Source organism: Luteibacter sp. TLI7-4A (genome assembly GCF_056754745.1).
In genome coordinates this window covers 3,867,315-3,882,845 of record NZ_JBPGWO010000001.1, presented here as the reverse complement: position 1 = coordinate 3,882,845, position 15,531 = coordinate 3,867,315, and the positions used below count along the sequence as shown (strand labels likewise).

14 protein-coding genes are annotated in these 15,531 nt (G+C 67.1%); 5 read left to right on the top strand and 9 right to left on the bottom strand.

What is annotated here, in order from left to right:
- Positions 1 to 101: 101 nt before the first annotated feature.
- The 7 genes from dhaL to ACR9Y6_RS16935 are packed head-to-tail and all read right to left on the bottom strand — an operon-like array spanning position 102 to position 7,201.
- Positions 102 to 758 (bottom strand): dihydroxyacetone kinase subunit DhaL, encoded by a 657-nt coding sequence (gene dhaL, locus ACR9Y6_RS16965; protein ID WP_481282347.1) that lies wholly within the window; start codon positions 756 to 758, stop codon positions 102 to 104.
- Entirely contained in the window at positions 755 to 1,756 is a 1,002-nt protein-coding gene (locus tag ACR9Y6_RS16960; protein WP_481282346.1) for a dihydroxyacetone kinase subunit DhaK, read from the bottom strand. The genes dhaL and ACR9Y6_RS16960 overlap by 4 nt, the downstream gene beginning before the upstream one ends.
- Before the next feature lie 42 nt (positions 1,757 to 1,798).
- On the bottom strand, positions 1,799 to 2,914 hold the full coding sequence (locus ACR9Y6_RS16955) for an MDR/zinc-dependent alcohol dehydrogenase-like family protein (RefSeq protein ID WP_481282345.1): 1,116 nt from the start codon (positions 2,912 to 2,914) through the stop codon (positions 1,799 to 1,801).
- A gap of 28 nt (positions 2,915 to 2,942) precedes the next feature.
- Complete coding sequence (locus ACR9Y6_RS16950) at positions 2,943 to 3,710, bottom strand: SDR family oxidoreductase (protein WP_481282344.1); 768 nt, start codon at positions 3,708 to 3,710, stop codon at positions 2,943 to 2,945.
- A gap of 2 nt (positions 3,711 to 3,712) precedes the next feature.
- Positions 3,713 to 4,708 (bottom strand): substrate-binding domain-containing protein, encoded by a 996-nt coding sequence (locus tag ACR9Y6_RS16945; protein ID WP_306849081.1) that lies wholly within the window; start codon positions 4,706 to 4,708, stop codon positions 3,713 to 3,715.
- A gap of 31 nt (positions 4,709 to 4,739) precedes the next feature.
- On the bottom strand, positions 4,740 to 5,723 hold the full coding sequence (locus tag ACR9Y6_RS16940) for an ABC transporter permease (RefSeq protein WP_481282343.1): 984 nt from the start codon (positions 5,721 to 5,723) through the stop codon (positions 4,740 to 4,742).
- Positions 5,720 to 7,201 carry a sugar ABC transporter ATP-binding protein gene (locus ACR9Y6_RS16935; RefSeq protein ID WP_481282342.1) on the bottom strand — a complete coding sequence of 494 codons (1,482 nt, stop codon included), beginning with the start codon at positions 7,199 to 7,201 and terminating at the stop codon, positions 5,720 to 5,722. Before ACR9Y6_RS16935 ends, ACR9Y6_RS16940 begins: the two co-directional genes overlap by 4 nt.
- 242 nt (positions 7,202 to 7,443) lie before the next feature.
- Between ACR9Y6_RS16935 and rpiB the strand changes: the two genes are divergently transcribed.
- Complete coding sequence (gene rpiB / locus ACR9Y6_RS16930) at positions 7,444 to 7,905, top strand: ribose 5-phosphate isomerase B (protein ID WP_306849078.1); 462 nt, start codon at positions 7,444 to 7,446, stop codon at positions 7,903 to 7,905.
- A gap of 84 nt (positions 7,906 to 7,989) precedes the next feature.
- Entirely contained in the window at positions 7,990 to 8,958 is a 969-nt protein-coding gene (locus ACR9Y6_RS16925) for a sugar-binding transcriptional regulator (protein ID WP_371022387.1), read from the top strand.
- On the opposite strand, the gene ACR9Y6_RS16920 is transcribed toward ACR9Y6_RS16925, so the two are convergent.
- A complete protein-coding gene (locus ACR9Y6_RS16920) occupies positions 8,955 to 11,165 on the bottom strand; it encodes an autotransporter outer membrane beta-barrel domain-containing protein (protein WP_481282341.1) in 2,211 nt (736 codons plus the stop codon). The genes ACR9Y6_RS16925 and ACR9Y6_RS16920 overlap by 4 nt on opposite strands.
- A gap of 155 nt (positions 11,166 to 11,320) precedes the next feature.
- Positions 11,321 to 12,376 carry a ribosome small subunit-dependent GTPase A gene (rsgA, locus tag ACR9Y6_RS16915; protein WP_481282340.1) on the bottom strand — a complete coding sequence of 352 codons (1,056 nt, stop codon included), beginning with the start codon at positions 12,374 to 12,376 and terminating at the stop codon, positions 11,321 to 11,323.
- Between the two features lie 118 nt (positions 12,377 to 12,494).
- Here rsgA and ACR9Y6_RS16910 point away from each other — a divergent pair, with 118 nt between their 5' ends.
- The 3 genes from ACR9Y6_RS16910 to ACR9Y6_RS16900 all read left to right on the top strand — a co-directional run bounded on the left by ACR9Y6_RS16910 (position 12,495) and on the right by ACR9Y6_RS16900 (position 15,514).
- Positions 12,495 to 13,739 (top strand): aminotransferase class I/II-fold pyridoxal phosphate-dependent enzyme, encoded by a 1,245-nt coding sequence (locus ACR9Y6_RS16910; protein WP_481282339.1) that lies wholly within the window; start codon positions 12,495 to 12,497, stop codon positions 13,737 to 13,739.
- A 3-nt stretch (positions 13,740 to 13,742) separates the two neighbouring features.
- Positions 13,743 to 14,357 carry an SGNH/GDSL hydrolase family protein gene (locus ACR9Y6_RS16905; RefSeq protein ID WP_481282338.1) on the top strand — a complete coding sequence of 205 codons (615 nt, stop codon included), beginning with the start codon at positions 13,743 to 13,745 and terminating at the stop codon, positions 14,355 to 14,357.
- Between the two features lie 284 nt (positions 14,358 to 14,641).
- A complete protein-coding gene (locus tag ACR9Y6_RS16900) occupies positions 14,642 to 15,514 on the top strand; it encodes a UDP-2,3-diacylglucosamine diphosphatase (RefSeq protein ID WP_481282337.1) in 873 nt (290 codons plus the stop codon).
- Positions 15,515 to 15,531 lie beyond the last annotated feature (17 nt).

Here is a 15,531-nt window from a genome sequence, read left to right as displayed (position 1 = left end):
ATTGGGGCGCTGGTGTGGGAGCCGCTTCAGCGGCGATGGGTGCTTGCCTCAGGCAGGCTGGCCCGCTGCCGCGGGATCCCCGCTGAAGCGGCTCCCACAAGTCACGGCGCGAGGCGACGCGTGATCGAATCCGCCATCGACTCGAGAATCAGGAAACATGAAGTGGCACCAGCGTCCACGGTGCCGATGGAGCGTTCACCCAGTCGCGCCGCGCGACCGATCCTGGCCTGCATGTCCCTGGTGGAATCCTTGCCCTTCTCCGCCGCCGCCGACATCGCGGCCAGGGCCTCGATAAAGCCGCCACCTTGCGCCAGCGCCTCGCGATAGGCGGCCTCGGCCGGCACCAGCGTGTCCATCAAGGTCTTGTCGCCGACCTTCGCGCCGCCCAATTCCTGGACCGACGCGACGCCCGCGGCCAGCGCCTGCCCGAACAGCGCCGCGTCGAGTGTGTCGTGTCCCGTAAAGGCGAGCTGGAACTCGAGGAAGAAGCTGCCGTATAGCGGCCCCATCGATCCACCGATGTCGTCCATCAAGGCCATCGTCAGGGCTTCGAACGCCTCGCCCCCGCCGCGCACGCCTTCGGCATCCATGCGTTCGGCGCACAAGGCGAACCCCTTGGCCATGTTGATGCCGTGATCGCCGTCGCCCGTGGCGGCATCGATCTCGGAGAGGTAGTCGCGATTGGCACGGATCGTCGCGACGAGGCCATCGACGATGAAACGCCCGTCGGAAAGCGGAAGCGAAACGACGGTCGTCATGCCAGCACCTTCAGGCCGATGCTCGAACAGGGATGGGCGAGGCAAGTCTTCAGTTCGTCGTCGAGCCGGGTCAGTGTCAGCGTGATGCCGTTCATTTCGAGCGAGGTGAACAGGTTGCCGACGAAGCGGAAGGCGACGACGGCGCCGGCGGCTTCGAGTTGCTCGGCGACATCGGCATAGAAGATGTACTGCTCCATCAAGGGCGTGGCGCCGAGCCCCGAGACGAGGACCGACACTTCGTCGCCCTTGGCCAGGGGGAAGTCGGGAAGGATGATGTCCAGCATCATCTTCGCCATGTCCCTGGACGACACCGTCTTCGTTACCTGCACGCCGTGCTCGCCGTGATGGCCGATGCCGACCTCCATCTCGCCATCGGCGATGTGGAAGTTGGCCTTGCCCGCGGCGGGGATGGTGCAGGCGGAAAGCCCGATGCCCACCGAGCGGGTGGCATCGATCGCCTTTTGCGCGGTGGCGATCACTTCGTCGAGGCTGCCACCCAAGGCGGCGCGGGCGCCACCGCATTTCCACATGACGATCTCGCCGGCCACGCCACGGCGCTTTTCGCGTTCGGTCTTCGGCGCGGAGGCGACATCGTCGTTGGCCACCACGGTCTTCACCGTGATGCCCTGGGCGGCGGCCATCTTCACCGCCATCTTCACGTTCATGTTGTCGCCGGCGTAGTTGCCGTAGAGGCAGGCCACGCCCGCGCCGCGGTCCGCGGCCTTGAAGGCATCGAGGAAGCTCTTCGCCGTGGGCGACGAAAAGATCTCGCCGATGGCGACGGCGTCCAGCAAGCCCGGACCGACATAGCCGAGGAAGGCGGGTTCGTGTCCGGAACCGCCGCCCGTGACCAGGCCGACGGAGCCTTCGGGTTTCTTCGTGGCGACACCGATCACGCGCGGGTTCGCGCTATCCAGCGCCATCTCGGGATGGGCGGCGACGATGCCGCGTACCATGTCTTCGACGACCTTCTCGGGGTCGTTGATCACTCGGTTCATTACGTGTGGTTCCTGAAAACTTGGAGTGTGCGCCGGAGGGGCTCAGGGTTCGAGTACGACTTTCAAGGAATGTTCACCGCGCTCCATCACCGCGAAGGCTTCGGCGAACCTCGCCAGCGGGAACTTGTGGGTGACGATATCGCGCACGTCGATCTTGCGCTGCCCGATGAAGTCGATGGCGCGCGGATACATGTACGGTCCCAGGTGCGACCCGAGCACGTCCAGTTCCTTGCGGTCACCGATGATCGACCAGTCGACCGTGGCCTCGTCGTTGAACACGCTGAACTCGACGAAGCGGCCGAGCTTGCGCAGCATCGCCATGCCTTGGTTCACGGCCCTGTGGTGGCCGGTCGCCTCGATGTAGATGTCGCAACCGTAACCGCCCGTGATCGCCTTGATCTTCGCCACCACGTCTTCCTGGCCCGGATTCCATACCTCGTCCGCGCCCATGCGCAGCGCCAACGCCGCGCGCTCGGGCTTCATGTCGAGCACGATGAGCTTCTTCGGGTTGCGCAGGCGTACCGCGCCGATGATGCCGAGGCCGAGCGTGCCGGCGCCGGCCACGACGACGATGTCGTCGAAACCCACGTCCGCACGGTCCGCCGCGTGCAGCGAGCATGCCAGCGGCTCGATGAGGATCGCCTCGTCCGGCGGGATCTCATCGGGCACCTTGTGCACGATGCCTTCCCTGGTGAAGATCATGTACTCGGCCATGGCGCCCTGCACGTTGTTCTGGAAGCCGTAGAGATCGTGCTTCTGGCACATCCAGTACTGGCCGTGGTTGCAGAAGCGGCAGCCCCAGCAGGGCACGATCTGTTCGGAGATCACGCGGTCGCCGACGGCGACGCCACGCTTCCCGGCCCCTGGCCCCAGCGCGACGACACGGCAGACGAACTCGTGGCCGGGAATCATCGGCGGCTTCACGTAGCGCGGCTGCTCGTCGTCACCCCAGAACGATGGCGCGCCGCGATAGGTCTTGATGTCGCCCATGCAGATGCCGACCAGTTCCACCTTGGTCAGTATCTCGTCCGGGCCCGGGGTGGGCACGGGCACTTCCTCGAGGCGATAATCCTCGGGTGCGTAGCAGACCACGGCCTGCATGGTCTTGGGGATGGATGGGATGGCGCGCGCTTCGCTCGGTTCGATGACGGTGGACATGGGTCGCCTGCGTGTTCTGCGGAAGGGATTACTGGACGGTATAGCCGCCGTCGATCACCACGTTCTCGCCGGTGATCATCGCGGCCGCGTCGGAGAGTAGGTAGAGCACCATCGCGGCGATCTCGGCGGGCTGGGCGAAACGCCCCATGGGAATCTGCTTCTTCGCCCGCTCGCCGACTTCCCCGGCCCAGGCCTTCTTGCCCAGCTCGGTCTCGACCACGGTGGGCGATACGGCGTTGACGGTGATACCCGAGGCGGCCCATTCGATCGCCAGCACCTTGGTCATGCCGACGATGGCCGCCTTGCTGGCGCAATAGGCCACGTGGCGATCGAGCGCGACCACGGCCGCCTGCGAGGCGAGGTTCACGATACGGCCGCGGCCGGCAGCCATCATCGGCTTCGCGACGGCCTGGGCCACGAAGAACGAGGCCTTCAGGTTCACGTCCATGGTCGTGTCCCAGCCGGCTTCGGTCACGTCCACGGCCTTGTCGAGGATCGCCACGCCCGCGCTGTTGACGAGGTGATCGATGCGCCCGAAACGCTTCATCACGGCGTCGACGGCGGCGTGCACCTGGGTGAGGTCGCGTACGTCGAGCGTGACGCCGATGTGCTTGCCCGCTTCGCCCGGGAGCGTGGCGGCGATATCCGCCACGTCCGGCCGCAGGTCGAGCAACGCCACCGAGGCGCCGCGCGAGGCGAGCAGTTCGGCGCAGGCGAAACCGATGCCCGCGCCACCGCCGGTGACGACGGCCACCTGGCCGCCGAGGTCGAATGCGTCGTTCCAGAATGAGCTCATGATCAGCCGCCCGTCACCTGCTTGTACAACGCATCCGCGTTCTGCGGAGTGACCGGCACCCAGGGCAGGATATAGCTGGCGGCCTTGCCGTCGGCCCATTTCACCTGGTTGCCGTAGCGCTGCCAGATCACCGAACGCGGCTTGTAGCTGTCGCCGATGAGCTTGGCCAGCGTCACGTCGAGCGCGCCTTGCGATTGCGCCTGGGCATCCTGCAGGAAGGTGGTGATCTCACCGGCCTGGGCCGCCTTGATCGCGTCGGGCATGCCGTCGATCGAGGTGATCGGCACGTCCTTGGGCGAGACGCCATGCGATTTCAGGGCCTGCAGCGCGCCAAGGGCCATGTCGTCGTTCTGCGAGACGATGCCGGCGATCTGCTTGGGATGCGCGTTCAACCAGTCCTCCGTGAGGCTCAGTGCCTGGGCGCGGTCCCAGTTGGCCGTCTTCTTCTCGATGATCTTGATGCCCGGGTTCTTCGCCAGTACTTCCAGCTCGCCCTTCTCGCGATCGATCTGCGCCGACTGCCCGATCGGGCCCTGGATGATGACGACGTTGCCCTTGCCGCCGATCTGTTTCGCGAGCGCCGCCGCCTGGAGCCGGCCGCCCTCCACGTCGTCGTTGCCGACGTAGACGACCTTGTCCGAGGCGACCTTGGTGTTGGAGGCGACCACCGGGATGTCCTCGGCCATGGCGTGGCGTACCGCGCCCACGCTGGCCTTGGTGTCGATCGGCACGAAGATGATCGCGTCGTAATGCTGCGTGATCATCGTCTCGATCTGGTTGTTCTGCGTGTTGGCGTCGTAGTTGCCGTCGAAGACGGTGATCTGGACCGTGCCGTCCTTCACCGCGGGATGTTCCTTGATCGACTTCACCCAGGCCTGCATGAACTGGCCCTTCAAGCCGTAGACGGCGGCACCGATCTTGTAGGTCTTCGCTTCGACGGCGCCCGCCATGAGGGTGCTCGCGGCCAGCATGCAGACGAGGAGCTTGCGCAATTTCATGTGTTTCTCTCCGTGGAATGGGAGCGCCGGTTCAGCGCTGTTTCTTGCGGGATACGTCGAGGAGCACGGCCAGGACGATGATCAGTCCCTTGGCGACCTGCTGGTAGTACGAGGACACACCGAGGAGGTTGAGGCCGTTGTTGATGACACCGATGAGCAGCGCGCCGAACAGCGTGCCGACCAGGCTGCCGGTGCCGCCGGACAGGCTGGTCCCGCCGATCACCACCGCGGCGATCGCGTCGAGCTCGTAGGAAAGGCCCGCCTGCGGCAGCGCCGAGGTGGTGCGCGCGGAAAGGACCATGCCGGCGAGTCCGGCAAGCAGGCCCGAGACCACATAGACGGAGAAGATCACCTTGCGCACGCCGATGCCCGAAGTGCGCGCGCTCTTCTCGTTGCCGCCGACCGCGTATACATAGCGGCCGTAGGTCGTGTATTTCAGGACCATCCAGAACAGCAGCGCCACGGCGGCGAAGATCACGATAGGCATGCTCAGCGGGCCGAGCTTGCCATCGCCGAGCGAGAGATAGCCGTCCGGCAGGTCGGCGACGGGGCTGCCGTCGTTGACGATATAGGTGAGGCCACGGGCGACGCTCAGCATGCCCAGCGTCGCCACGAACGGGGGCACCGAGAGGCGCGCGACGACGAAGCCGTTCACCGCGCCCAGCACGGCGCCCGCGAGCAGGCCGGCGCTGAGGGCGGCGAGCACGCCGTGGCCCTGCGCGGCGACGAGCCCGCTGCAGATCCCCGCGAAGGCGAGGATCGAGCCCACGGAGAGGTCGATGCCCTTGGTCAGGATGACGTAGGTCATGCCGATCGCGAGGATGCCGTTGATCGAGGTCTGCCTGAGGATATCCATCAGGTTCCGCGCGGTCAGGAAGTACTCGCTGGAGAACGCGAGCACCACGCAGAGCACGACGAAGATGATCGGCATCGCGAAGCGGTCGATGAAGGTACGCATCCGCTGCCGCGGCGCGACGGGTGCCGTTGCCGGCGTAGTGAGGGTCTGTGCGTTCATGAGGCGAGATGCAGCAGGGTTTCCTGGGAGAGGTTGTCGTCGTCGCGCGTGGCGACGATCCGGCCGCCCTTGAAGACGGCGATGCGATCGGAGAGGTAGAGCAGCTCCGGCGCCTCGGACGAGACGACGATCACGGCGCCACCGGCGCGCACGAACTGATCGAGCAGCTTGTAGATCTCCTGCTTGGCGCCCTCGTCGATGCCGCGCGTGGGTTCGTCGCAAAGCAGCAGCGTCGGCCCGGTGGACAGGCACTTGGCCAACACCACCTTTTGCTGGTTGCCGCCGCTCATCGAACCGACCGGCAATTCCTGCGAGGCCGTCTTGACGTTGAGCTTGCCGATCATCTCGTCGGCAAGCGCCCGCTCCTTGCGGCCATTGATGACCGACAGGCTCGACAGGCTTGGATACGCCGCCATCGCGATGTTCTCGCGCACGCTGCCGGACAGGACCAGGCCGGTGTCCTTGCGATCTTCCGTCACCAGCGAGATGCCGGCGCGGATCGTCGCGGCCGGATCGCCCTTGGGCAGTGGCTTGCCGTCCAGCAGCACGCTGCCGCCGTCCGGCGTGGTCAGGCCATAGACGCAATTGAGGAATTCGCTGCGGCCCGAGCCCATCAGGCCATAGATGCCGAGGATTTCGCCGTGGCGCACCTGCAGGCTCACGTCGCTGAACTCGTTCTTGCGCGAAAGACCATCCACGTTGAGGCACACCTTGTCGCTGGCGGGGCGTTTCTCCTTGTCCACGGCCACGAGTTCCCGGCCGACGATGCCGCGGACGAGGTGGGCACGGTCGATATCCGCCAGCTTTCCGCTTTCGACGAAGGCGCCATCGCGGAAGATCGTGTAGTCCTCGGCGATTTCCGCGAGTTCGGACAGTCGATGCGACACGTACACGATGCCCGCGCCATTGGCCGTGACGCTGCGGATCGCCGCGAACAGCGTTTCGGTCTCGCGCTCGCCGATCGCGGAGGTCGGCTCGTCCATGATGATCACCTGGCAGTCGTAGCTGAATGCCTTGGCGATCTCGACGAGCTGGACCTGGGCGAGGCTCAGCTCGCTCATCACTCGGCCGGCATCGATGGCGAAGCCGAGCCGGTCGAGCAAGGCCTGGGCCTGCTTCCGCAGCTTGCGGTAATCGACGAAGAAGCCGCCCAGGGTGGGTTCGCGGCCGAGGTAGAGGTTTTCCGCCACCGTCATGCCCATCACCGGGGAGAGCTCCTGGGTGATGATCGCCATGCCGTGGGCCAGCGCGTCGCCCGGGCTGGCGAACGACACCTCGACGCCGTTGCGGCGGATGCTGCCGCCATCGCGCCGTAGCAAGCCCATGAGGACATTCAGGAAGGTCGACTTTCCCGCGCCGTTGCCCCCGCAGAGGGCGTGGACGCTACCCGCGCGAAGGGTGAGCCGGCCGTCGCGCAGGGCGGTCACGCCATTGAAGCTCTTGGAAACCTCGCGTGCTTCGAGCAGGACGTCGTTCACCGAACACCTCTAGAACTTTTGCTCAACAGTGAGCAGTTGATCTAAGCGGAGCCGATAGTAGTCACGTCGTTTTTCGGGTGTCAACAGGGGCGGCGACACAGCTAACTCTTTGCTGCGACGCAACATTCGAGTCAGGGCCTCGTTTATGCTTGACAGGACAGGAGCCCGCCCCTATAAATCGCCAGCATGATCTTTTGCTCAACGACGCGCATATGATCGCGCGATTTTCGGAGAAAGACCCCATGAAAGTGGCGATCGGCTGCGACGAAGCCGCGTACGCGCTCAAGGAATCGGTGAAGCGGCATATCGCCGAGAAGCACCCCCATGTCGAATTGACCGACTTCGGCACGCATGGCCCGGAGGAGAAGGCGTTGTATCCCGATGTGGCCATCGCCGTGGCCGAACGCATCGCCGCGGGCGACTTTCCGCGCGCCATCCTGCTCTGCGGCACCGGTATCGGCATGGCCATTTCGGCGAACAAGGTGCCGGGCGTGCGCGCCGCCCAGTGCCACGACACGTATTCCGCCGAGCGGGCCAGGCGCAGCAACGACGCGCAGATCGTGACCCTGGGCGGCCGCGTCATCGGCAACGAACTGGCCAACAGCATCGTCGACGCATGGCTGGGCGCCGAGTTCGACGGCGGCCGTTCCACGCCGAAGGTCGAGAAAATCCTCGCCTACGAGAAGACGCTCGGCCATCTTTGACGAACCTCCCGGACGGCAGGGCGCATCGCCCGGGCCGCCAGGCCGCTAAGATGCTCCGTGCGGTTCCCACGCCCGAAGGACGCGATGACCAACGAAGAACTGACCCAGCTCGCCAAGCTCTACTACGTGGACGGGCTGACCCAGGAAGACCTCGCGAAGAAGTTCTCGCTGTCGCGGGCGAAGGTCGGCCGTCTGTTGAAGCGCGCCCAGGACGAGGGCATCGTCGAGATCCGCGTGCGCCATCACCCCCAGGCCACCCAGGCGCTGGAGGACGAGCTCACCTCCCGGTTCGGCATCGACCGCGCCATCATCTCGGTGGACCACAAGGACCAGGACAAGCAACGCGAACTCCTGGCCGGACTGGTGGCAAGCTACCTCGACCGCATCCTCACCGACGGCAGCATCGTGGCGGTGGGCATGGGCCGCAACGTCAGTTCCATCTCGCACCATGCCGTGTCGTCCACCCAGCGGCAGTGCTCCTTCGTCTGCGCCATCGGCGGGTCGTACCGCGGCGGCGAGGCGATGAACGCCGATCACATCAGCCGCCGCCTCGCGCTGCGTTTCGGCGGCGACAGCGAAACCCTGTACGCGCCGGCGCTGGTCAGCGATCCGGCCATGTGCAAGGCCCTGCTCGAGAACGAGACCGTCCGTCAATCACTGAGCAAGGCGCAGCGCGCGCATATCGCCCTGGTCGGCGTCGGCGACATCCTCGAGGACAGCAACATGGTGCGCATGGGCTGGTTCACCCAGGCCGAGATCGCCGAGGCGAAGCGCTCCGGCGCGGTGGGCGACATCATGGGCTACGACTTCATCGACATCCATGGCCGGCCCGCCACCACCCTGATGCAGGACCGCGTGGTGGGTCTTTCCCTGCCCGACCTGGAGCGCATCCCCAACGTGATCGCGATCGCCAGCGAGCACACCAAGGCCACGGCCATCCTCGGTGCGTTGCGCACGGGCGTGATCGATACGCTGGCCACGACGGAAGCCATCGCGCAAACCGTATTGAGCCTGGAGCAGGCCACGCGTGGCATGGACGTGGCCCGCGCCTAGAACGTGAGGGCCAGCCCGGCGCGCGCGGTGATCCCGGCCTCGCCGCCTTGCCCGATGCGGACGCGCCGGACCGCGTCGACATGGGCGGTCATGCGCGACCACAGTTGAAAGGTCGCACCAATCGACCATTCGGCCGCACGTGTCGCGCGCTCCATGGGAAACCGTTCTCCGGACAGGTCGGTCGATCCACCCGAAGGACGGATGAGCGCATGCCGAAGCTCCAGGTAAGGCATCCACGCATATAGCACGCCGCCTTTGGGCGCGAGCATCAGCGATGCCCTCGCCCCACTCCGCAGCATCACGCGCCGGGGCATGCCGCCAAGCACGTCGAGCCCGTCGCCATCGACGGCACGGCTGAAGCGGAGTCGCTGCCAGAACAGGGATGAGCCAGGTTCGATGACGAACCGATCCGTGACTTGCCAGCGGTATCGCGCGGAAAGCGCCTTGTCGTGGCCGTTGGCCCGCAGCCGCCCGAGCACCTCGCCGCGCGTGGGTGTACGCACGCCGATCCGGTAGTGCGTCATGGCGTAGCTGGCCGCTACCTGCCAGCCGCCTTCCGACACCCACTGCGCATGCAATGCCGCGCCGCGGGCACCGACGCGGGCTTCACTCCGACCGTCGACAACGCGGGGCGACACGACACTGCCACCCAGCGAAGCCGCCGCGCCCACACGCCAGGTCGTGTCGCCATCGGCATGGACGAGAAAGTCGCCGGCGACCTGCACCCCGCGATCGCGGCGCCGGTAATCCACGCCATAGGAGGTGAATGGCAAGGTACTGCGATAGGCCACGTCGCCGCCGAACGCGCGAACGCGCAACGCCGGGTCGCGAGCGACATCCCGTTCCCGCGGATGGAGCGCATCGAGCGCCACCACGCCGTACCCGAACAACGCATGATTCAACACCAGGTAAGCGGGCGCTTGCGGGGCGAGTGCGGGACGGATGGCGGGTACGGTCGAGCGGCTTCGTCCCTCGCGCCCCTGCGCCGGGCCTTCGACCTTCGTGCTTTGCAGGCGGAAATCCCAGAATCCGCCGCCCTCGCCCTCGACCAGCCGCTGCCGGGCATCGCTCCGTCCCGGCTCGTAGGCCTGCAATGCGTAACTCCACGGTCCGACCACGACGTGGTCTCCCGCCAGTCGAAAGGACCCGGCGCTCGCCGTGCCGCCGACCTGCACGAGACTGATGCCGTCGGCGGGACCGTTGCTACCGTCCCACCCCGCGGTCGCCGCGCCCGTGCCGCCAGCACGGGTCACATGCACCACGGTGCTACCGGATGCGTCGCCGCTGATGAGCAGGCGGTCGGTAGCCTGCCGGCGCAACGACCCGCCGGCATCGAGCCGGGTACCGAGTACGACGCCAGTGGCGCCGGCATCAGCCGTCCATGTGACGACCCGGAGCGTCGTGAAGCCCGGCCGGTTCCTGTCGAGCGCGACCGTACCACCGCGGGACAACCGCAGAGCGTCGATGGCGCTGTCCCCGCCTACGACCCAGGTGCTGTCTTCGAGGGAAAGGCTTGAAAGCCGTCCCGCCTTGCCTCGCCATTCGCTGCGCAGCATTCGCAGGTCGAGCGCGCCCGAGCCCTCGCGCGCGATGTCGCCATCGATACGGCCAGCGACGGATGTGATGCCGAGACCTACCTCGCCACTGGCGATACGACCACGGATCGTCGAATCCTCCGCCAGCACCTGTGCCGTGCCGCCACCGGGGAACTGCGTGGCGATCGCGTGGCCATGTCCTCCATCGATCGACGACCCCTGGAGCCGTGCCGTGCCGCCGGCGAGCGCCAGTGCGATGGACCTGTCTCCCGCGCCGCTGGCTACCTCGATGCCGGAACGGTCCAGATCGATCGTGGCGTGACGTTGCGCCTGGACCCCGATCGTGCGGCGCCCGTTCAATCGGACGAGGCTGTCGGCCAGCGATACCTCGGCGCCATCGATGGCGAGGATGCCGAACGCATGGCCCGTGGTGACGGTCGCTCCGTCGTGGATGATGGTCAGGGCTTCCGCGTCGAAGGTGGCGCGCGAGGCCACGCCGATCCCGACGGTCTTGTCCCCGGAGACATGGGTGATGTCGCCGGGGTCCAGCTGCCCGGCTTCACCACGGTCGACGATGATGCCGGTCTTCCATTCCGTGGACTGCGCAGGCGAGGCGAATGCGCCGGCGAGGACCATGGCGAGCGCGCCGCGCCCGCACGATATCGTGGCCATGGTGACCTCCTTGCATGCCGATAGGGACAAGCAAGTTAGTTACCGGGGTGCGTGGTGTATGTCGGTTGCGGGCGTGATGTGTGTAGGGTCGGTGCGAGAGCATCGCCGACAGGGTCGGCTCCCACCGGGTGGTGGATTGGTGCCGACAGGTCGGTTCAATCCTCGCCGCGGGACCAGTCGCCGCGACGGGGCTTGCCGGCGGACTTGGGGCTGGCCTTGCGCTTCAGGCGGGCTTCCAGCGTGGCGGCCTGCTCCTCCCGTTCATCATGCAGCTTGAGGTAGTTGCGCCAGCGCGATGGCGACAATTCACCCGAGGCGAGTGCCGCCTGGATCGCACAGCCCGGCTCGTTGCCGTGACTGCAATCGGCGAAACGGCATTGCGCGGCGAGCGTTTCGATGTCGGCGAACAGGTCGAGGTTTTCCTCGCCGGTGAGCTTGAGTTCGCGCATGCCGGGGGTGTCGATCAGGCAACCGCCCGTCGGCAGGCTCAGCAGGGCGCGATGCGTGGTGGTATGCCGCCCACGGCTGTCGTTCGTACGCACCGCCCCCGTCGCCATGCGTTCCTCGCCGAGCAGCGTATTGGTGAGCGTCGACTTGCCCGCGCCCGACGACCCGACCAGGACCGCGCTCGTGCCGGGACCGAGATAAGCCGCCAACAGGTCCACCGTGGCGGGATCCTTGGCGTTGATCGCATGCACCGCGGCATCGGCGGGCAGGCGAGTCCCCAGCGCGGCGATCGCCGCGGCCACGTCCACGCCCGTGTCGGCCTTGCTCAGCAGTACCACGGGACGGGCGCCGGAACCTTCCACCAGGGTCAGGTAGCGCTCGATGCGCGAGGGATTGAAGTCGCCATCCAACCCGGTCAGCACCAGCACGTAGTCGATGTTGGTGGCGATGATCTGTCGTTCGTAGCGTTCGCCGGCGGCGGCGCGGGTGAGCACGGAGCGCCGCGGCAGCACCGCTTCGATCACGGGATGGCTCGCGTGGTCGAGGAAGACGAAGTCGCCGACCGCCGGCCGCAGCGACGGATCGAGTCCCCGCTTGAGGAAGGGGCCGGCGGGCTGGGCGTTGAACGCCGCCGAGCCGTCGTGCACCTCGTAGCCCGCGCGATGCTGTGCCACCACGCGCGCGAGGCGGCGTGGGTCGTCGGGCAAGGCGGGGTCGCGCCAGCCGATGTGGCGCAGGCGCGCCAGGTCCGAGGAATCGGTCATGAGCGCGATTATGCCCGCTCTCGGCCCGTTTTCCGCCTCGCGACGCCGTAAAGACGCTGTTAGGATCGGGACACGACCGCCGGGAAGGGCCCGGACGGTATGCAACGGAAGTCCCGACGTGTCCTCGATCAAGCCCAGCGCGCACCTGGCGGAAGTGCGCTATGAAATCCGCGGCGCCCTCACCCGGCGTGCGCGCGAGATGGAAGCGGCGGGCCAGCCGATCATCAAACTCAACATCGGCAACCCCGGCCGCTACGGGTTCACGACCCCGCCGCACCTGCGCGAAGCCATCGGCGCGCATCTGGTGGACAGCGAGGCCTACGGCCACGAACAAGGCCTGGAAGAAGCCCGCGAGGCGATCGTCGCCCAGCAACGGAGCCGCGGCGCGACCGGCGTCGATGTCGAGCACGTCTTCATCGGCAACGGCGTGAGCGAGCTGATCGACATCTCGTTGCGCGCCCTCCTCCAGCCCGGCGACGAGGTCCTCCTGCCCAGCCCGGACTATCCGCTGTGGAGCGCCGCCACGATCCTCAACGACGGCAGCCCCCGTTATTACCGCTGCCTTGCCGAAAACGGCCACCTGCCCGATCCCGACGAGATCGACGCGCTGGTCGGCCCGCGCACGCGCGCGCTGGTGCTGATCAACCCCAACAACCCCACCGGCGCGGTCTACCCGAAGGCGCTGCTGGAGCGCATCGTCGAGGTGGCCCGGAGGCACGGCCTGCTCCTGCTGTGCGACGAAATCTACGATGAGATCCTCTACGACGGCACGCCGTTCCAGCCCCTCGCGGCGGTCGCCAGCGACCATCCCTGCGTGAGCTTCGGCGGCCTGTCCAAGGTCCATCGCGCCTGCGGCTATCGTGTCGGCTGGATGAGCCTCTCGGGCGACCAGCGGCGCACCGCCGAGTATCGCGACGCCTTGCAGCTGCTCGCCGCGCTGCGCCTGTGCGCGAACGTGACGGCACAGTGGGCCGTGCGCCCCGCCCTGCTGGACAAGCCGACGATCGGCGCACTGACCGCGCCCGACGGCCGCCTCCACGAAGCCCGCCGCATCGTGCTCGAAAGCGTCGCCGCCAGTCCGTTCCTCCAGACGGTGGCACCGGGCGGTGCGATCTACGCCTTCCCCCAGGTGCGCGCCGATGCGATCGCGCATTTCGACGACACCGCCTTCGCCCTGCGCCTGCTCGAGGACGAGAACGTGCTCGTCGTGCCGGGCACCAGTTTCAACCTGTCCGCGAGCCGCCACCTGCGCCTCACCTTGCTGCCGCCACCGGAACAACTCGCCGAGGTGTTCGTCCGCATGGACCGCGTGCTCGCGCGCATGGCCGACGAGGCGATACCCGCCGCCAGCGCGGTCGCCTGATCGATGGCGGACCCCGCGTTTCTCGCCCTGGGCGATTCGTACACGATCGGCGAAGGCGTTCCCGACGAAGGACGCTGGCCGGTGCAACTCGTCGCGCGGCTGCGTGAACGCGGCATCGCCGTGGGGGCTCCGCGCATCGTCGCCACCACGGGATGGACGACGGACGAACTCTCCGCGGCGATGGACGCGGCGGGACTGCAGCCAGGCTATGCGCTCGTCACCCTGCTGATCGGGGTGAACAACCAGTATCGCGGGCGACCCGCCACGGAATACCGGGAGCAATTCCTCGCCTTGCTCCGACGGGCGGCGGAGTTGTCCGGCGATATCCGCCGGGTCGTCGTCGTGTCGATTCCCGACTGGGGCGTGACCGCCTTCGCGGAAGGGCGCGACCGCGCGGCGATCGGCCGCGAGATCGATACGTTCAACGCCATCGCACGCGATGAAACGTCGCGCATGCATGCGCGGTGGGTGGACGTGACGGCGGCATCGCGCGAAGCGGGCGCGAAACCCGGCATGCTGGTGGACGACGGGCTGCATCCGTCGGCTGCGCAGTATGCGGAGTGGGTGAAGCGGATCCTTCCCGAGGCGCAGGCGGCGTTGCGTGAACTTCACCACTGATCGCCGATGAATCGGCTCCCACAGGAGCATCGCCGACAGGGTCGGCTCCCACCAGAGCATTGACTGTCCAGGGTCCGGCAGGGTGGGAGCCGATTCATCGGCGATGCTCCTGTCCTGTGAGAGCCGATCCCCGTCGCGATGCTCCTGTCTTGTGGGAGCCGATTCATCGGCGATCCGGCGCGAAGCGCCGGCCAGGCCGCAACACCCCTGCAACACCTTCGCCACGCATCCGTTACCTCCGGGCCCGAGACTGAGCACCCGGGACAACCCCGGGAACCGATGCCATGGCGAAGCTCACCTGCCGCAGCGCCTTCATCTCCGACGTGCACCTCGGCACCCCCGACTGCAAGGCGGCCTATCTGCTCGACTTCCTCCGCCACCTGGAGTGCGAGCGGCTCTACCTCGTCGGCGACATCGTCGACCTGGAAGCGCTGGCGAAGCGCCATTGGTGGCATCCGGACCATGGCGCCGTGATCGCCGAACTCGTCGCGATCGCCGCGCGTGGCGTCGAAGTGATCTACATCCCCGGCAACCACGACTTCCAGATGCGCGGCCTGGCCGGATCGAGCATCGCCGGCATCCGCGTGGAACTGGATGCCATCCACGAAGGCGCCGATGGCCGCCGCTACCGCGTCAGCCATGGCGACGAATTCGATCCCGAGCACGTCGGCCGCCGCTGGATCGCCTGGCTGGGCGACACCCTGCACCGCTTCATCTGCTGGGCCAATCGCCGCGTGCACGCGGTGCGCCTGCGCCTGGAGCTGCCCTACCTGCCCCTGTCGATCATCCTGAAGTCGCACGTCGGCGCGGCACTCGATTACATCCGCGGCTACGAGCAGCGCGTGGCCCGCGACGCCCGCGAACGTGGTCTCGACGGCCATATCTGCGGACACATCCATTTCGGCCACGTCCGCCCGATCGACGGCATCCTCTACCTGAACGACGGCGACTGGGTAGAACACTGCACCGCCCTGGTCGAGGACGCCACCGGCGCCATGGAGTTGATCCACTGGACGGAGAGGGTCACCCCGCTGGGCCGGGCCAGCCGCGAGACCGTGCTGCCCTCGCCCGAGGCGGTGCTCGGATTCGCCCCCTTGGTCGATTGCAGGACCGATCTCTCCACCCTCCGAGGCACCGGTGTGTCGATAGCGGGTTGAAACGGACCGGATAGGGC